Origin of the sequence: Streptosporangium sp. NPDC002544, from assembly GCF_040295965.1 — a bacterium.
Lineage (GTDB): Bacteria > Actinomycetota > Actinomycetes > Streptosporangiales > Streptosporangiaceae > Streptosporangium.
This window is the reverse complement of record NZ_JBEOWJ010000054.1, coordinates 1-17,179: the sequence shown is the minus strand read 5'-3', so window position 1 is coordinate 17,179 and position 17,179 is coordinate 1. Positions and strand designations below refer to the sequence as shown.

Genomic DNA, 17,179 nt, shown 5'->3' with positions numbered 1-17,179 from the left:
CACCACTTGACTGGAGCCCTCCCCCATGCACGTCATCCCCTTCGACCGGGCCGCGCTGCTGCGCGGCCGGGTGGCGATCTACCTGCTCTTCCTGCTCTCCGGCATGGCCATCGGCTCCTGGACGGCGCGTATCCCATCGATCAAGCAGGGGCTGGAACTGAGCGAGGGCGAGCTCAGCATCGCGCTGCTCGGCATCGCCGCCGGGGCGATCGCCGGCATGCAGGTGGTCGGCCGCCTGGTCGATCGCTACGGCAGCGCCAAGGTGATGCTGCCGATGGCCTTCGCCCAGAGCGTGGTGCTGGTCCTGCCCGCCTACATGCCGAACCTGGCCGGCCTGGCCGTCGCGCTGTTCGTCTTCGGCGCGGTGCACGGCACCCTGGACGTCGCGATGAACGCAGGCGCCGTCGAGGTCGAGCAGGCCACGGGCCGGCCGATCATGTCGTCCTTCCACGCGGTGTTCAGCATCGGCGGGTTCCTCGGTGCCACCACCGGAGGACTGCTCGCCCAGGCCTCGTTCAGCCCGGGAGCCACGTTCGCCGTGGTCGCCGCGGTGATCGCCGCGCTCGCGCTCTGGGCGGCCCGCTGGGCGCTCCCCCCGACCGCACAGGTCGCCCCCTCGGGAGCGGAACCGGCGTCCGGCAAGGGTGGAGGGGTGATGCTGCTGGGTGTCCTGGCCTTCTGCTGCATGATCGGAGAGGGAGCCACGGCCGACTGGAGTTCCGTCTACCTGAGCGAGAGCCTTGGCAGTTCCGACGGGTTCGCCGCGGCCGCCTACGCCGCCTTCTCGGTCATGATGACCGCCGGCCGATTCGCCGGCGACAGGCTGGCCGCCTGGCTGGGGCCGGTGAACCTGGTGCGCGCGTGCGGTGCGCTGGCCGCCTCCGGACTCGGGCTGGCCCTGCTGGCCGACCATCAGGTCGCCGCGGTGATCGGTTTCGGCTGCTTCGGGGCAGGCCTGTCCTGCATCGTTCCCCAGGTCTTCTCCGCGGCCGGTCGCCGCGACCCGGCTCGCGCCGGACAGGCGCTGGCCCGGGTGTCGAGCCTGGGCTACGTGGGATTTCTCACCGGCCCCGTGCTGATCGGGGGTGCCGCCGAGCTGATGGACCTGCCTCGTGCGCTGGCGATCCCCGCCCTGCTGGCCTTTTTCGTGGCCCTGGCCGCGGGGGCGCTCAGAACCACGCCCTTTACAAAGTAGATCAAAATAGCGAGCGAGGCCAGCCCTCCACTCCCGAAGCCGTCCCCAGCCCCAAAGTAGTTTTGATCGACTCGGGTAGGTCCTCCGCTCCCGAACATGTCCCCAGCCTTCAGGTAGGTCTTGATCGTGGTCGGGGATGCGGATCGCCGCGGAGCGCTTCATGGAGCCTGTGTCAGTCGAGGAGTTCTAGGGCGGCGGGGATGAGTCCGGCGTTGATCGCCGCTTCCAGGTCGTTGTGGGCGTCGGGCAGCGCGCTCGCGTGCTCCTCGTCGGTCAGCTCGTCCCAGGTCTGGAGGTGGGTGCACTCGTGGGCGAGCTACTGGCGGGCCTTGGCCAGGGCCGGCACGCGCGGGCCGTCGAGCGGGATCTTGGGCAGCGGCACGGCGTTGTCCTCAGGAGGTGGGGGTCTGGTCGGCGGGATTGACCTCGGCGGCGGCCGTGAGGGGCTTGTGAACGACGCCGGTGGAGACCTTCACTCCGGCGGCGATGGTGCGGATGGACTCCCCGCGCCGGCGGCGGTCGAGGATGGCGGCGCGCTTGTCGTCGTCGACGACGGGGCGACGGCCGCCGACCTTGCCTTGCTTGCGGGCGGCCTCCAGGCCGTTCTTGGTCTTGCGGACGATGTCGCGGCGGCGGTCTTCGGCCAGGGCCAGGGCCAGGATGAAGGAGCGTTCGGTGTGCTCGCCTGCGGCGATGCCCTCCAGCACCTTGACGCCGATGCCCTGCTGGAACAGGTCGTTGAGGACGATCGGCCCTTCCAGTAGTAGGAGACAGGCGAAGATGAACGGGAAACTGAACGCCCGAACCGGACACGGCACGCCGAGGTTCTGGTTCGGCGGGGCGTCCCGCTCGCGTTCGTCAAACGGTCGTTGGATGAACACTCGCCATGGGCTTTTCATGGGCGCGGAAGTGGGCCTTTTCTGGGCATGGCGTGGGATGCTGGGGCATGGCCCCTTCCCAGATCCCCCTCCATGATCAGGAGGAGAGGCCGATCCTGGAGCTCGCCGAGGAGATGCGGGCGCTGGTGCGGTATGGCTTCCGGTCCCCCGCCGACCGGGCGGGCCCGCACCTGCTGGCCCTGCCCGCCGTCCGGAGCCGGGCGCTGGATCCCGGCGACCGGACGAGCCTGGCCCGGGCGCTGGAGGCGGCCCTGCGCGAGGAACTGGACTGCCTCGACCACAAGCTCGCGCTGGCGGCCAGACTGCTGCTGGGCATCGACCCTTCGGTGGCGGGCGCGAAGCTGACCACGCGCCGCGAGGCGGCGGCCCGCGCCGCCGACCCCAAGCACTTCTATCGCTCTTACACCACCGCCGAACTGGACCGCATCATGACCGCACGCCCCGCCGCCACCACCGCGCCCCGCGCCCGCGAGATGAACCTCTACCGCCGCTACTTCGACCTCGTCGCGAACGGCACCAAGACCATCGAGGTCCGCGTCCAGTACCCCAACCTCCGCAACCTCGCCGCCGGCGACCACATCCGGTTCGTGTGCGGCCGCGACGAGGCCCTCACCCGGGTCAAGAGGGTCGCCCGATACGGCTTGTTCGAGGAACTGCTGGACACCGAGGGACCGGAGAAGGTCAACTCGGCCAGCCTCCGTGACCAGCAGCTGGCCAACATCCGCCGTATCTACGGCCCCGAGAAGGAAGCGCTCGGCGTGCTGGCCATCGAGCCTGTGAACCTGATCGGTCACCGCCGAGGGCAGCGTCGCGGCCGCCGATCCGGACTCGGGGGCATCGCGATCCGAACGGCGCCTTGACTCACATCTCACATCTCACCCGCTGCCAGCGTCTTCAGCACATCGGCGGCCGACTCCGCCCGCCGATCACTCAATAGGACGAGGAGCGCATCATCCCGGCGGAAGAAGGCTTGATCGAACAGGCAAGCCAGCACAGGACGAGTGCGTCTGCCCGTACAGGTCGGCGCAATCGGGTGCGGCCCGACGGCGAGATCGTGGCCGATCCGGGGCGGGGGTTGTTCTGGGGGAACCGGGGTGCGTTGCTCGGTGCCACCGGCCAGCCGACCCGCAGGCCGTCGACGCGGGCCTGGGTCTGCTGTGTGCTGGAGTTCAAGGGCTGGTGGCGGGTTCAGTGGCAACCGGGCCGACTGACGGAGTTGTATTTCCTCGATGAGGCGACGGCCTTGGCCGCCGGCCACCGGCCGTGCGGGTTGTGCCGCGCCGAGGACTATCGGCGGTTCCAGCGGGACTGGGCTGCCGCGCTGGGAGGCGGCCTTCCCGGCGCGCCGGAGATGGATCGCAGGCTGCAGGCGGATCGGCGAGCGCCCGAGGGGTGGCAGCGCACCTTTCAGGCGGCGGCCGGTGATCTGCCGGATGGCGCGTTCGTCCGCCTGGACGGCGAGATCGGGCTGGTGCGGCAGGGGTGCTGGCGGCCCTGGTCGATGGCCGGGTACGGCGCGGCGCAAGCGATCGCTTCCGATCTTCAGGTGGAAGTGCTCACCCCCGCTGTGACGGTGCAGGTGCTGGCGGCCGGGTACGCGCCGGTCCTGCATCCGTCCGCTGGGCGGGAGTAGCCGGCCAGGACGGCCTGCTGGACGCCACCCGGCTGGACAACCTGCTGGCCGGGCGGCGCATGGGTGTCCCGTTGCCGGTCGCCGTCCGCGACGACGACGGGACTGGAGGTCGTGCTGACGGCTGGGACCTGGCCCCCCAGATCCAACTCGCCCGCAGCGCCCGCGCCGCCCAGAACGCCGCACTCTCCAAGCAATCCTTGCACGCTTCGTGATCTCCGGGCAGGCGTCGCGTCTTTATGCTCTTCGAGAGTCTGGCCCGGCCGCAGTCTCCACTGCCTCGCCGTCTCGTCCCGGCCGGTCACCGTCAGGACGCGTCTCACGTTTCAGGCCGCTCGCGCGTCTCCGTTGTGGACAGGCAGCGGTTGCAGGCAGGAGATCAGAATGGACGTCCGACACGCCTATGTGGACAGCCCGGTGGGGCGGCTGCTGCTCGTCGCCGGCGGTGACGCGCTGGTGGGGCTGTATTTTCCGCGCTACCGGTACACGCCCCCGCAGTCGGCGTGGGGCCGCCGCGTCGCCGTATCGGCGGATCCGGTTTTGGCGCAGGCGCAGAGCGAACTCGACGAGTACTTCGCCGGGGACCGGCAGGTGTTCGATGTCCCGGCGGTGACGAACGGCGACGAGTTCCAGGAGCGGGTCTGGGCGCTGCTGCGGGAGATCCCGTACGGTGAGCGGATCACCTACGGCGATATCGCGGTCGAGCTGGGGAGCAAGGGGTTCGCGCAATCCGTGGGCCAGGCGGTGGGGCGTAACCCGGTGAGCATCGTCATCCCCTGCCACCGGGTGGTGGGCGTGGGCGGGAAGCTCACGGGATTCGGCGGCGGGCTCGAGCGCAAGCAGACCCTGCTGGACCTTGAGGAGCCGGCCGAGGCACGGGCCAGCAGGTTGTTCTAGCCGCAGCCTCACGTACCGGCCGAGATGGCGTGCCGATCAGGCTGTGACCAGGAGACCTCCCTTCTGTGCGGCCCGCGCCGGGACGCGGGCCGCTGATGGGGGTCCCGGTAGTCCTGTCGAAGAATCCAACACATATAGCTCTGAGCTGTGGTGATGCAGGGGGCGGCGTAGGGGCCTGAGATCGTTTCCGCTACGTTCTGTTCCGGTTTGTGCGGTCTAGGGCGTGGGGTCGTTCGGTGCCGGAGAAGATGTTCTCCCGTGAGCAGTTGGAGCAGTTGCGGTCGTTCCCGGATATCGGCCGCGATGAGTTGATCACGCACTTCACGTTGACGCCCGCAGATGTGGCGTTCGTGGATCCGGGACGGGGCCGAGGCCCGGCCGATCGGCTGGGGATGGCCGTGATGGTCGCGACGCTGCCGTGGCTTGGGTTTGTGCCCGATGAGGCGGGGTCGGCTCCGCCGGAGGCGGTGGCCCGGCTGGCGATCGCGTTGGGCCTGCATCCAGGGGCGCTGCGGGGATACGGGCAGCGGGCCCAGACCCGGTCCGATCATGTGGGCCAGGTCGCCAAGTACCTGGGCTGGAAACAGGCCGCGACCGATAGCCAGGAGATGAAGGAACTGGAGCAGTTCCTGCAGGACAGGGCCATGGAGCACGACTCCCCGACCTTGTTGTTCAACCTGGCCCGCGAGTATCTGATGTCGGCGAAGGTGATCCGGCCTGGGGCGATCGCGTTGGCGAAGATAGTCGGCACGGCCCGGGCGGCGGCGGGAGAGTTGACTTCGCACAAGGTGGCCCACTTGCTGACCGAGCAGGTGCGCTGGGATTTGGATCTGCTGCTGAAGGTCGATGCCGGGCTGGGATGCACCCGGTTGGAGTGGCTGACCAAACCCGCGGTGGAGGCCTCCGCCACCGCGGTGAAGACCTCGATCGACAAGCTGGCGTGGCTGCGCGCGATGGACGCGCACCAGTTGGATCTGTCGGCGCTGCCGAACGAGCGGCGCCGACTCCTGGCCCAGGTGGCGCGCCGTTCCACCAACCAGGGGCTGGAGCGCCGTCGGGAGCGCCGGTATCCGATCCTGCTGGCGTTCGTCGCCCAGGCCGCGATCGACCAGTTGGATGAGGTGGTGGCGTTGTTCGACCAGGCGGTCTCGGCGCGGGAGTCCCGGGCGAAGTCCAAGACCGATGAGGCGTTGGTGGAGCGGCCCAAGACCGGGGAGGCCCGGCAGTTGCTGCTGCAGGTGATCTTGCCGGTGCTGGCAGACCCGGGTGTCCCGGACGAGCAGGTCGGCGGCCTGCTGCATGGGCGGATCGGGATGGGGAAGCTGCGGGAGGTGACCGCGGGCGGGTGGAAGGCGCTACCCAAGGATCATGGCCGGTTGTCGGAGATGGCCTCGTTCTATTCCTATCTGCGGCAGTTCACCCCGCTGGTGCTGGCAGCGATCGACTTCCGCGGCGGGCCGGGCACGGCCGAGCTGATGCGGGCGGCGGCAATGTTGAAGGAGCTGAACCGCACCGGCGGCCGCAAGGTCCCTGAAGGCGCGCCGATGTCGTTCGTGCCCACTCGCTACGCCGACTACCTGGAAAAAGCCCTCAAGGAGGGCGATGACACCGCCTTTCGCCATTACTGGGAATTGTGCGTGCTGCTGGGCCTGCGCGACGGGTTGCGCAGCGGGGATGTGTTCGTGCCCGGGTCGCGCCGCTACGCCGCCCCCTCCACCTACCTGTACACCCCCGAGCAGTGGGAGCCGCGCCGAGCGGAGTTCTGCCAGCTGGTCCGCAAACCGGCCACGGCGACCAACGCGCTGGAGCAAGGCAAGGAGGAACTGCACGCCGCACTGGCGGAGCTGGAGACGGTCCTGGCCGACGCTCTGCCCGATGACACCGGCGCGGTTCGCCTGGACGACGACGATCACCTGGTGATCCCGCCGCTGTCGGCCGAGGACATCCCTGCCGAGGCCAAGGAGCTCAAAGATGAGCTGGCCGGGATGCTGCCGTTCGCGCCGATCGCCTCGCTGCTGATCGAACTGGACGCGCGCACCGGGTTCCTGGACTGCTTCACCCACGCCGGCGGCAAGAAGCTGGCCACCTCGCCCGAGCTCAAGCGCAACATCCTCGCGGTGCTGATCAGCCAGGCCACGAATTTGGGGTTGGCCAAGATGAGCGAGGCCTGCGGCATCTCCTACGACACCCTCGCCTGGACGATGGAGTGGTATGTGCGGGAGGAGACGCTGCGCGAGGCCAACACCTGCGTCGTGGATCACCACTACGGGCTGGCGCTGGCCAAGGTGTTCGGCGGCGGTACCATGTCCTCCTCCGACGGTCAGCGCTTCCCGGTGCGTGGCAAAAGCGTGACCGGGCGGACCATGACCATCCACGGCGGGCAGGTGCTGTCCACCTACACCCACGTCTCAGATCAGTGGTCGACCTACGGCACGAAGATCGTCGTACCGACGGCGCGGGAGGGCCACTTCGCCCTCGATGAGTTCCTTGGCAACGCCACCGATCTGCCGATCGTCGAACACGCGACCGATACCCATGGTGCCACGCTCATCAACTTTGCCCTCTTCGACTTGGTGGGCAAGGCGCTGACGCCACGGATGCGGGACCTGACCCGGGTCACCTTGGTCCGGGACGACACCCCGACCGAGATCGGCAAGCTCTATCCGCACGCAGGGCCACTGCTCGGAGCGCGGTGGAATGAGGCCCTGGTCGCCGAGATGTGGCCGGACCTGCTGCGGATGGCCGGGTCGCTGAAGTTCGGGCAGGCGACCGCGTCGTTGATCGTCGGCAAGTGGTCGGCGGCCTCTCGGCAGAACACCCTGGCCGCCGCACTGAAGGAGTGGGGGATGTTGCGGCGTACGGTGCACACCGCGAAGTACTTGTCGGACCCGGCCTACCGCAGGAAGATCACCCGCCAGCTCAACAAGGGCGAGAGCCTGCACGCGTTGCGCCGTGATCTGCACTACGCCCAGCAAGGCATCGTCACCAAGGCGCACCTGTCCCAGCAGACCGAACAGGCCTGGTGTTTGACCCTCTTGACCAACTGTGTCGTGACCTGGACGACAGAATATTATTCTAAAGCTGTCGTCGACCTGCGCGCCCAGGGCCGCGACGTCCCCGACGAGGTACTTGCCCATATTTCGCCCGGGCACAGTGACAACATCAACTTCTTCGGGGCGATCCACGTCGACGTCGAGGCGGAGCTGGCCAAACTGAGTGACGGCTGGCGACCGCTGCGCCCGGCCCAGCTACGGGAGCTGGGCCTGTGAGGCGCAGAGCTAACAGCCATAGCCCGTCGGTCTCGTCTCAGGTGACTTGCCTGGCGTGCTTGATCTCGGCGGCTGGAAACGGCGTCCGCTTGCTCGTGTTGAGCAGGCGGTAGTGGAACTCGTTCAAGACGATGGCCGCCGGGGCGTGCCGGTCGATGATCGCGGCAGTCGCGGGCGGGACGTCATCGGGCTGTCGTCCCGCGATCCATTCCCGCAGGAACGCCTGCTGGTCGATGTCGCCGCGCAGGTCGTCGAGCAGGTGGTAGTGCAGCAAATGGCCCGTCGTGTAGCAGTGGTCATAGTCGAGATGCTCGGACAGGAACGCGGCCTCGGCCGCGGTGAGCTCGAAGCCGGAGCTCAAGGCAAGCCCGAAGTCGGCGAAGTAGAGCCGCTGGCCGTCGGTCAGGATGTTGACGAAATGGGCGTCGAAGTGGACGAGCCCACGAGAGCTCATGAAGGCGGTTCCACCTGCCAGAGCTTCCTCTACCCAGGGGTACGGCGAGCCTTCTCCAGTGCCCGGCGCGGCCTTCCGCGAGTCGGCCAGCCAGGCGGCGAGAGTCTGCGGCACATGTTCCAAGAAGAGCACCAGGCTGAATGTTGAGCGGCTGACGGCCTCCAGGCGTTCACGGACGGCCGGCGAGTCCTCCCAGTGCGCGACCGCCCCATCGATGCCGCCGAATTCGTCGACGAACCCCTTGGGCGGGGAGTCGGGTAGAACCCGCCAGTGGTACATCAGGGGAAAGCCTTCGTACTCCCGTCCGAGGACCCAGTTGGTGGTCATGGTGTGTACGGCCAGTTCACGCCAGCCTCCGAACCCGGCCGAGCCCACCCCGTACTGGTAGAACAGCGGCAGTCCGAACAGATTCGCCGTCGAGCGCACATTCTCCGGCCGCAGCTCGACATCGGTCAGCGGGATCCGTTTGATGAAGACCCGCCTCCCGCTGATGTCCAGCTCCGCAGACCTACCGCCGATGCCGGACCCGAGCGCGGTGGCTTCCGCCACGGCTTGGCCGAGTCGGCGGTCGCTCAGCAGCGACAGCTGGGTGGAGACCGCTCCGTAGGCGGCCAGGCGCGCAGCGTACCGCGAGTCTGGGTTGGGCATCAGCGGTGGCTCCTGAGTCTCCCCGCCGGGCGTCGGCGAGCTATCGGCATGATCGGCCCTATTCGACAAGGCCAGCATGCTCTCACAAACGCTCCATTCCCGGAGGAAGATCAATCGGACATCGCGGTGACCGTCTGGATCATCAATTCCTTCTCACAACTCGTTCTCACTCAAAAAGCGAGACCCGCCCGTTGCGAGAAATGTTTGTGACACGATGCGAGGGGTGGCCGACCTCCCCGCACCCTCCGCGCCCCCTGCCGACCGCGACGCCGACGACGTCGAGCGCCACCCGTGCCCGCGCTGCGGCGTGGCGGCGGGCTCACCGTGCCGATCCCGTTCCGGCGCCGTCGCCGGGACCTACCACACCGGCCGCTTCACCAAGGTCGGCCGGCTGGCAAAGCTGCTGCGGGTACAGACCCCTGCCGATCGCGGTCCGGGACAGCCGTGGCGGCCCGGCACCCCGCCGCCGGCCCCACTCGCCACGGATGCGCCGACCACTGACATCCGGATCGGATACGCCCGCTGCAGCTCGCTGACCCAGGAACTGCAGTCACAGCTGGATGCCCTCGCGGCCCACGGCATCGATCGCGACAAGATCTTCTCCGAGAAGATCTCGACCCGGGTCCGGGTCCGCCCCCAGTTCGAGGCCGCGCTCGCCCTGGCTCGCCAGATCAAGGCGCACGCCCCGTACTGCCGCGTCATCGTGACGGTGTATGAGATGAAGCGGCTCGGCCGCGACGCCGCCGAGCTCACCGCGCTGGCCGACCACCTGGTCGCGCACGGCCTGGTCCTGGAGATGCTCGGCGGGCCACTGGCCGGCCTGTACGACCCGTCCGGCCCGGGCCGGATGCTGTTCGCCTTCTTCGCCGCGATGGCCGAAACCGAACGCGAAGCCATACGGGAAGCGACCCTGGAGGGCCTGGACGCCGCCGCCCGCAGTAACCACGGCGGACGGCCCGCCGTCATCACCGAGGACATGCTGCACACCGTGCTGCGCCGCAGGGCCGCTGGCGAGTCTGTCGAGACCATCCGAGGCGACCTGATCATCCCCACCGGGAAACGCAAGGGCCGCAATCCGAGCCTGGCCAGCATCTACCGTGCCCTGGCCGAGCACGACAAGGCGCAGGCCTACCCCGACGCGGTTGCCCAGGCCCACTCAGAGTTCGCCGAGATCACAACAGGAACTTGACCGCATCTCCACAGGTCAGAGCTATATCTGTTGGATTCTTCGACAGGACTACCGGGACCCCTGATGCCGTACGCCGCAATGCCGCAAGGCGCGGCCTCACCGCCCCGGTATGTGCCCGGAGTCTGAACGGTTGAGTCCCTGCCCGCCACCCGGCTGTCCAGTTCACGGCTGATCGCCGCCTGCGGGGCCGTCGGCCCCGGCCCCGCGTTCGGCGGCGGCCTGCGCATGCTCGCGGCCCCGGCGGCGATCGCGTGCCAGCCCGTCGAAGAGCTGCGCGAACGCATCGGCCCGACCCGCGCCGCGCCCGCACCGAGACCCTGCCCCTGCGCCACACTCGGTGCAGGCCTACGAGGTGGGGCCATGGACGGTGGACTACCCGGCCATCCGCGCCGGCACCGGCCCGGACGCCTTCCCCGCCGGGCGACGCGGTCCTGCGGCGCGCCCCGGCCGCGGGCTGCGGCTTAGAGGCCTTGAAAGTTCTCCGTCTTCGCATCTCACGTCCGGGGGGCGAGAGCGCGTCTCCAAAGCGAGGCCGAGATTCGGTCCGGAAGGAGAATGACACATGCCCGACATCCGAGCCCAGCAGGGGCGTGCCGAGCTGTTCCGCAGCCTGCACGACGACTTCCTCGTGCTGCCCAACGCCTGGGATGCCGGCAGTGCCCGTCTGATCACCGAGGCCGGCGCCTCGGCCATCGCGACGTCCTCGGGTGCGCAGTCGTGGTCACAAGCCGTCCCCGACGGCCGCTCGCTGGCCAAGGCGGACGTGCTGGCGAACCTGGAGCGCATTGTGGCGGCGACCGACCTGCCGGTCAGCGCCGACATCGAGAGCGCCTACGCCGACAGTGCCGACGACCTGCGCGCGACGATCGCGCAGGTCCTGGCCACCGGCATCGTCGGCATCAACCTGGAGGACTCCGGCGCCCCCGACGGGCTGCTGTACGACACCGCGGCCGCCGCCGAGCGCGTCGCGGCCGCCCGCGTGGCGGCCAAGGACGCGGGCGTCGACCTGTTCATCAACGCCCGCACCGACGTGTTCCTTCTCGGTATCGGCGACGAGGACGGCCGGCTCGCCGACGTCATCGCCCGCGGGAGCGCCTACCGGGAAGCCGGCGCCGACGGCCTGTTCGTCCCCGGCCTGCTCGACCTCGACGCGCTGGGCACAGTCGCGCGCGGCACCGGACTGAAGGTCAACGCCATGTGGCTGCCCGGCGCCCCCTCACCCGAGCAGCTGCGCGAGGCCGGCGTGTCTCGGTACTCCGCCGGCACGGCGATCGCCCAGGTCGCCTACACCAGCGCCGTCGACACGGCCCGCGCGTTTCTCGCCGGACAGGACACGGCCATGGCCGCCTCCATCGACTACTTCGCGTTCAACGGCAAGTTCGCGAAGTAGCCCAGGCCGGGGCGCCCTGGCCGCCCGCCCCATCCGCAGCCCAGCCCGCCACGCCGTGCGCGTGACGGGCTGCGTCCATCGAGCCTCTCCAGCGCGGCGAGGGGCCGCGACCTCGCCCAGGCGAGCGAGGTTGGCGGCGACGGCCTCGCGGGTACCGACTGAGCCTTCGCCGTGAAAGGGTGAAAGACCTCGCTTGTCGGCGTCGGTCATCTTCTGCTGTCAGGCAGGGTCCTTGAGAACAGCCTGGACGAGCAGCGTGTTGATGAACACCAGCGCGGACTGCAGCAGGTGCAGGCTGAGCATGGAGACCTCCTGGTGTTCCTTGTCGCTGCCGGGGATGGTGCCGGCGCTGCCGTAGAACAGGTCGGTGTTGGCAGAGTTCCAGTTCTCCACGACCTGCAGGCCCTCGTGGATCTCGCGGCGCAGCTCTTGGGCGGCAACGTACTCGACGACGAACACGCTCTTGCCCGCCTTGCCGAGTTCCACGATGGCCTTGTAGGTGGGGTGCTTGGGCCCGCCGCGGGTGAAGCGCCGCAGCACCTGCTCGGCCTCCGCCGTGCCCAGCCGCAGGGCGGTGGCGTACTTGACCATCTGGTCGTACTGCTGAGCGATGATCTCCCAGTCGATGCTCTTGTCGGTCACCATGCCGGTCATGCACTGACGCCACCATCGACCGCCAGTACACCGACACCCACGGCCAATCCCTGGTCGGGTTCGCGTTCTCCTACTTGCTGGGGTTCAAGCTGCTGCCGCGGATGAAGAACATCGCCCATCAGAAGCTGGTGAAGGCCGACGCCGATGACCAGGTCCCGTCCTGCAGTGCCGCAGCACGCCCTCCATCATCGTGGCGACCTCGGAGGCGTTGCAGGAGCGAAGCTGGGAGTAGACGCACACCGACTTGCGGTCCACGTGCCAATAGATCATCACGCCGTGGCCGCCGTACCGGGCGTGATACTCCGTCATCAGGTTCGACGACCACGACCCGAACTTCTTCGAGTCCGAGGCGCACGCGGTGCCGCTGCCCCACCACAGCGGGTCCCGCATCCTCAAGGTGGCGTTGACCAGGGTCGCGAGCAAGTCCACGGCGTCCATCACCGGCCGATAGGCGGTGTTGTTGCACTTGAACTCGATCGCGGCCAGCAACCTGGGCAGCATCCGCCGGTAGTAGGAGGTGCAGGAACCGGTCAGCACCGTCCGGACCCGGGCCTTGTAGGCCTTCGCGTCCGCCTTCGCCTCGGCCACCAGCGCCTGCAGCGTCGCCTCCCCGCCCGGCACCGCGGGGAAGACTACCTGCCGGACCGTGCCCTCCGGCGCCCGCAGCGACGCCTCGGCAATCGAGAACAGCTTCTCGGTCTTGCGGTGCACCTTCTTGGCCTCGGCCTCGATCGCCCGCTCGACCTTCCGCTCCGCCCGAGTGTTGATCTTCGACACCAGGCCGATGAACAGATCGACCAGCGCATCGGTGATCTCCGTCGTCCGTGACCATGCCAGCGCGGCCACCAGCGTCAACCGGACCGGCGGCTGGTTCGCCGCGAAGTCCGACGGATGCGAGGCCATCGCCCGCGCCCGCCAAGAGGCCACCAGCCGAGAGGCTGAACCCCAGCCGTGTTGTCCCCGTCCTGTTCCCCACCAGCTCCCAGTCACCGTCCAGCAGCGTCCACGCCGCGATCAGTTCCTCCGGCTCCCACTCCCGACGCACCTGTATCCGCCCTCCGCCCGACCGTCTGCAACACGAACACGATCAGGCAGAAGCCCCGACCAACTAGCCGCATTCACCCCTCCGCGACAACCACGAACCGCAACCGTGATCACTCACCTAGTTACTTTGGGGCCGGGGGCATCTTTGGGAGCGGAGGGCCAGGCCGGAGTGCCACCCGGATGCACCAGGCCACCGGTGGACGGTGCCGCTGACCGGCCGAGCCTCGCTCGGCCGGTCAGCGGCACCGGAGGGGGATCAGATCACCCGGAGCCAGACGGCGGTGTCGGAGGGGAGCCTGTCCCCCTCCAGCGGACCGCTGGCCAGCAGGACCGACTCGTGCTCCGGCAGGGAGACCGGCTCCGCGCCGAGGTTGACCACGCAGATCAGGCCCGACTCCCGGCGGAAGGCCAGCACCCCCTCCCCCACCTCCAGCCAGGCCAGCGTGCCGTCACCGAGCAGTTCGCGGCGAAGACCCAGCCCGGTGCGGTAGAGGGTGAACATGGACGCCGGGTCGGCGGCCTGCACTTCGGCCGTCAGCGCCTTCCACTCCGGCGGCTGCGGCAGCCACGGCTGCCCCGCGCCGAACCCGAACGGCGGCTCGTCACCCGACCAGGGCAGCGGCACCCGGCAGCCGTCACGGCCGGGATCGGTGTGGCCGGAACGGGCCCAGATCGGGTCCTGGCGCAGTTCGTCCGGCAGGTCCTCCACCTCCGGCAGCCCCAGCTCCTCACCCTGGTAGACGTAGAGCCCGCCGGGAAGCGCCATCGCCAGCAACGCGGCCGCACGGGCCCGCCGCTCGCCCAGCACCGGATCCGACGGCATGCCGTGCTTGCGGTCGGCGTGGTCGAAGGAGGTGTCGGCCCTGCCGTACTTGGTCACCGGGCGGGTCACGTCGTGGTTGGACAGCACCCAGGTGGGGGGCGCGCCCAGCGGGATGTGCGTGGCCAGGGTCTCCTCGATCGACCGGCGCAGCGCGGCGGCGTCCCAGGTGCACGCCAGGAAGTCGAAGTTGAACGCGGTGTGCATCTCGTCGGGGCGCAGGTAGAGCGCGAAGCGCTCCTGGTCGGGCAGCCACACCTCGCCGATCAGGATCCGGTCGTCGTACTCCTCGGCCACCCGGCGCCAGCCCCGGTAGATGTCGTGCACGCCGTCGAGGTCGGTGTACGCCTCCTCTCCTCCCTCGCTGTCCATGTCCTTGACCAGCAGGGCGGCCGAGTCGATCCGGATGCCGTCCACGCCCCGGTCGAACCAGAAGCGCAGCACGTCGTGGAACTCCTCGACGACCTCGGGGTTGGCCCAGTTGAAGTCCGGCTGCTCGGGGGCGAACAGGTGCAGGTACCACTGGCCGTCGGCGACCCGGGTCCACGCGGGACCGCCGAAGATCGACTGCCAGTCGTTGGGCGGCAGCTCACCGCTCGCTCCCCGGCCCTCGCGAAACAGGAAGCGTTCGCGCTCGGGCGACCCGGGCCCGGCCTCCAGTGCCCGCACGAACCACTCCTGCTGGTCGGAGCCGTGGTTGGGGACGATGTCGGTGATCGTCTTGATGCCCAGGGCATGCGCCTCGGCGATGAACTCCTCCGCCTCGGCGAGCGTGCCGAACGATGGCTCGATGTCACGGTAGTCGGCCACGTCGTACCCGCCGTCGGCCATCGGCGACGGGTACCAGGGGTTGAGCCAGATCGCACCGATGCCCAGGTCGGAGAGGTATGGCAGGCGAGCGCGAAGTCCCGCGAGGTCGCCGATCCCGTCGCCGTTACCGTCGGCGAAGCTCCGGAGATAGACCTGGTAGATCGCGGCTCCCCGCCACCATGATTCGGGGTCCGGGGTCGCTCCCGGGAAGGTGCTGCCGGACATGCTGGAACAACTCCTTGCGGTTGAAAGTGGGTAACGAGGTCAGCCCTTGAGGCTGCCGGCCGTGAGGCCGGCCATGATGCTGCGCTGGAAGATGAAGAAGACGATCATGGTCGGGATACTCGCGATCACCAATGAGGCGATCAACACGTTCTGCGGCATCTGCGCCGAGAGCGAGGCGATGCCCACGCTGATCGTCATCTTGTCCCCGTCCGGCAGTACGAGCAGCGGCCAGACGAAGTCCTTCCAGACGTTGACCACCGAGAGAATGGACACCACTCCGAGGATCGGCCGGGAGACCGGCAGCACGATCGACCACAGGATGCGGGCGGGAGAGGCGCCGTCGATCTGGGCGGCCTCCAGCAACTCCCGGGGGATCGAGTCGAAGAAACGCTTGAGCAGGAAGATGAAGAACCCGTTGGCCGCCGCGGGCAACCAGATCACCCACGGGGTGTTCAGCAGGTCCCAGCCGAAGATCGGCATGTCCTTGACCGTCAGGTAGGCGGGCAGCAGGATGACCATCGGCGGGATCATGAGCGTGGCCAGCATCAGCGCCAGGACCACGTTGCCCAGCACGGGCCGCAGTTTGGACAGCGCGTAGGCGGCCGAGACGTCGATGGCCAGTGTGAACAGCCAGGCGCCGCCGGCGTAGATGACGGTGTTGGTGAGGAAGAGTCCCAGGTCGAGCTGGTCCCACGCCTCGGCGTACACCCCGAGGTCGAAGGAGGTGGGAAAGAAGCTCGGCGGGATCTGGGCCAGTTCCTCGGGGGTCTTCAGCGCGCCGGTGACCATCCAGTAGAGCGGGAACACGAACACGGCGGTGAAGACCACCACCACCAGGGTCAGCGTGATCCGGTAGATCAGCCGCCCGCGCGGGGTGTTGAGCGTGTGCGGGGAGACCAGGCTGCGAAACTCCCTGGGCGCCTCCTTGGCCGCACGCGTCCGCCCGGCCTTCTTCCTCGAGCCCCGCTCCGGTGGCCGGGCGGGGGCGGGGCGAGGTGGGTGGACTGTGAGGTTCGACATCGGCTCGGCTCCTCCCTAGCTCTGGTTGTCCCGCGACAGGCGCAGGTAGAAGGCGGAGAACACCATCAGCACGACCATGAGCATCAGCCCGAGCGCGCCCCCGGCGCCGAAGTCACCGAAGTTGAAGGCGTACTGGTACATGAGGTAGGCGACGGTGAGCGTCGCGTTCTCCGGGCCGCCGCCGGTGAGCAGGTACGGCTCGATGAAGACCTGCATGGTCGCCACGATCTGCAGCAGCAGCATCACCAGCAGGATCAGCCTGGTCTGCGGGATCGTGACGTGCCAGACCCTCTTGAAGATCCCGGCACCGTCCAGTTCCGCGGCCTCGTACAGCTCGCTTGGGATGCTCTGCAGCGCGGCGAGGTAGATCAGCGTGCCGGTTCCCAGGTTCATCCAGGTGGAGACGATCACGAGGGAGATCAGCGCGGTGTCCGTGGAGTCCAGCCAGCTCAGGGCCGGCAGGTGCGCCAGCTCCAGGATCTGGTTGAACAGTCCGGCGCCCGGGTCGTAGAACCACTTGAACAGCAGCACCCCGACGGCCGGCGGCAGCATCACCGGGAGATAGACGATGAACCTCAGGTAGGCCCGCGCGTGTCGCAGCTCATTGAGGACGATCGCCGCCACGAAGGGGATGACGTAGCCGAACACGAGCGCCAGGCCGGTGAAGGCGAGGGTGTTGAGCCACGCGTCGGCGAACGCCGAGTCCTCCGTCACGGTGCGGAAGTTCTCCAGGCCGACCCAGGTCGGGTCGTCGACGAAGTTCGTCTGCTGGAAGCTGAGCAGGACCTCCCGCACCATGGGGTACCAGGAGAAGAAGGCGAAGCAGATCAGCGCCGCGCAGAGGAACCCGTAGGCGGTCAGGTTGCGTTGCAGCCCACGCCGGAACGCCCCCGCTCCCCGCCGCCGTGAGCCTTTCACGGTCATTGTGGTCATGACTCCCGATTTCTACATGAGTGCCGGGGTGGGGGCCGGCCGGGCGGGCCCCCCCGGGGGGGGGGAAAAAGAAGAAGAAGCCCCCCCCAAGTTTTGGGGTGG

At 68.7% G+C, this 17,179-nt stretch carries 14 protein-coding genes and 1 pseudogene; 8 read left to right on the top strand and 7 right to left on the bottom strand.

Annotated features, from left to right (window positions below; genetic code table 11):
- Window positions 1–25: 25 nt before the first annotated feature.
- Window positions 26–1,195, top strand: a complete 1,170-nt coding sequence (locus tag ABT061_RS45425) for an MFS transporter (protein ID WP_350929911.1) — start codon at window positions 26–28, stop codon at window positions 1,193–1,195.
- Between the two features lie 392 nt (window positions 1,196–1,587).
- Here ABT061_RS45425 and ABT061_RS45420 read toward each other — a convergent pair whose 3' ends face one another.
- Window positions 1,588–2,076, bottom strand: coding sequence for a serine integrase family protein (locus ABT061_RS45420; RefSeq protein WP_350929910.1), 489 nt, complete (start codon window positions 2,074–2,076; stop codon window positions 1,588–1,590).
- A gap of 65 nt (window positions 2,077–2,141) precedes the next feature.
- Between ABT061_RS45420 and ABT061_RS45415 the strand changes: the two genes are divergently transcribed.
- From ABT061_RS45415 to ABT061_RS45400, 4 genes are all read left to right on the top strand, one after another.
- Window positions 2,142–2,954 (top strand): ASCH domain-containing protein, encoded by an 813-nt coding sequence (locus ABT061_RS45415; protein ID WP_350929909.1) that lies wholly within the window; start codon window positions 2,142–2,144, stop codon window positions 2,952–2,954.
- Between the two features lie 173 nt (window positions 2,955–3,127).
- Window positions 3,128–3,727, top strand: a complete 600-nt coding sequence (locus ABT061_RS45410) for a hypothetical protein (RefSeq protein ID WP_350929908.1) — start codon at window positions 3,128–3,130, stop codon at window positions 3,725–3,727.
- A gap of 381 nt (window positions 3,728–4,108) precedes the next feature.
- Entirely contained in the window at window positions 4,109–4,621 is a 513-nt protein-coding gene (locus ABT061_RS45405) for a methylated-DNA--[protein]-cysteine S-methyltransferase (RefSeq protein WP_350929907.1), read from the top strand.
- A gap of 236 nt (window positions 4,622–4,857) precedes the next feature.
- Window positions 4,858–7,890: a Tn3 family transposase gene (locus ABT061_RS45400; RefSeq protein ID WP_350929906.1), complete on the top strand. Its 3,033-nt coding sequence runs from the start codon at window positions 4,858–4,860 to the stop codon at window positions 7,888–7,890.
- Between the two features lie 37 nt (window positions 7,891–7,927).
- Here ABT061_RS45400 and ABT061_RS45395 read toward each other — a convergent pair whose 3' ends face one another.
- Window positions 7,928–8,992: a protein kinase family protein gene (locus tag ABT061_RS45395; RefSeq protein WP_350929905.1), complete on the bottom strand. Its 1,065-nt coding sequence runs from the start codon at window positions 8,990–8,992 to the stop codon at window positions 7,928–7,930.
- 223 nt (window positions 8,993–9,215) lie between these two features.
- Here ABT061_RS45395 and ABT061_RS45390 point away from each other — a divergent pair, with 223 nt between their 5' ends.
- Both ABT061_RS45390 and ABT061_RS45385 read left to right on the top strand, forming a co-directional pair.
- Entirely contained in the window at window positions 9,216–10,181 is a 966-nt protein-coding gene (locus ABT061_RS45390) for a recombinase family protein (RefSeq protein WP_350929904.1), read from the top strand.
- 562 nt (window positions 10,182–10,743) lie between these two features.
- Window positions 10,744–11,571 carry an isocitrate lyase/PEP mutase family protein gene (locus tag ABT061_RS45385; protein ID WP_350929903.1) on the top strand — a complete coding sequence of 276 codons (828 nt, stop codon included), beginning with the start codon at window positions 10,744–10,746 and terminating at the stop codon, window positions 11,569–11,571.
- Between the two features lie 219 nt (window positions 11,572–11,790).
- Here ABT061_RS45385 and ABT061_RS45380 read toward each other — a convergent pair whose 3' ends face one another.
- A complete protein-coding gene (locus ABT061_RS45380) occupies window positions 11,791–12,225 on the bottom strand; it encodes a Tn3 family transposase (RefSeq protein ID WP_502991625.1) in 435 nt (144 codons plus the stop codon).
- 14 nt (window positions 12,226–12,239) lie between these two features.
- Here ABT061_RS45380 and ABT061_RS45375 point away from each other — a divergent pair.
- Window positions 12,240–12,341 (top strand): annotated as a pseudogene (locus ABT061_RS45375) (Tn3 family transposase); the annotation flags it as partial.
- Here ABT061_RS45375 and ABT061_RS45370 read toward each other — a convergent pair.
- The 4 genes from ABT061_RS45370 to ABT061_RS45355 form a co-directional block, all read right to left on the bottom strand.
- Entirely contained in the window at window positions 12,310–12,663 is a 354-nt protein-coding gene (locus tag ABT061_RS45370) for a Tn3 family transposase (RefSeq protein ID WP_350929943.1), read from the bottom strand. The pseudogene ABT061_RS45375 and the gene ABT061_RS45370 sit on opposite strands and share 32 nt — an antisense overlap.
- An 862-nt stretch (window positions 12,664–13,525) precedes the next feature.
- The gene (locus ABT061_RS45365; protein WP_350929902.1) at window positions 13,526–15,124 is read right to left on the bottom strand and encodes a glycoside hydrolase family 13 protein; all 1,599 of its coding nucleotides are present in this window, start codon (window positions 15,122–15,124) and stop codon (window positions 13,526–13,528) included.
- A gap of 39 nt (window positions 15,125–15,163) precedes the next feature.
- Window positions 15,164–16,144, bottom strand: a complete 981-nt coding sequence (locus ABT061_RS45360; RefSeq protein WP_350929901.1) for a carbohydrate ABC transporter permease — start codon at window positions 16,142–16,144, stop codon at window positions 15,164–15,166.
- Window positions 16,145–16,159: 15 nt separating this feature from the next.
- The gene (locus ABT061_RS45355) at window positions 16,160–17,077 is read right to left on the bottom strand and encodes a carbohydrate ABC transporter permease (protein ID WP_350929900.1); all 918 of its coding nucleotides are present in this window, start codon (window positions 17,075–17,077) and stop codon (window positions 16,160–16,162) included.
- Between the last annotated feature and the right edge of the window lie 102 nt (window positions 17,078–17,179).

Bases quoted from the DNA above. Each gene is read 5' to 3' on its own strand.
- ABT061_RS45425 (WP_350929911.1), top strand. From the start codon at position 26: ATGCACGTCATCCCCTTCGACCGGGCCGCGCTGCTGCGCGGCCGGGTG.
- ABT061_RS45415 (WP_350929909.1), top strand. From the start codon at position 2,142: ATGGCCCCTTCCCAGATCCCCCTCCATGATCAGGAGGAGAGGCCGATC.
- ABT061_RS45405 (WP_350929907.1), top strand. From the start codon at position 4,109: ATGGACGTCCGACACGCCTATGTGGACAGCCCGGTGGGGCGGCTGCTG.
- ABT061_RS45395 (WP_350929905.1), bottom strand. From the start codon at position 8,992: ATGCCCAACCCAGACTCGCGGTACGCTGCGCGCCTGGCCGCCTACGGA.
- ABT061_RS45385 (WP_350929903.1), top strand. From the start codon at position 10,744: ATGCCCGACATCCGAGCCCAGCAGGGGCGTGCCGAGCTGTTCCGCAGC.
- ABT061_RS45380 (WP_502991625.1), bottom strand. From the start codon at position 12,225: ATGACCGGCATGGTGACCGACAAGAGCATCGACTGGGAGATCATCGCT.
- ABT061_RS45370 (WP_350929943.1), bottom strand. From the start codon at position 12,663: ATGGACGCCGTGGACTTGCTCGCGACCCTGGTCAACGCCACCTTGAGG.
- ABT061_RS45365 (WP_350929902.1), bottom strand. From the start codon at position 15,124: ATGTCCGGCAGCACCTTCCCGGGAGCGACCCCGGACCCCGAATCATGG.
- ABT061_RS45360 (WP_350929901.1), bottom strand. From the start codon at position 16,144: ATGTCGAACCTCACAGTCCACCCACCTCGCCCCGCCCCCGCCCGGCCA.
- ABT061_RS45355 (WP_350929900.1), bottom strand. From the start codon at position 17,077: ATGACCACAATGACCGTGAAAGGCTCACGGCGGCGGGGAGCGGGGGCG.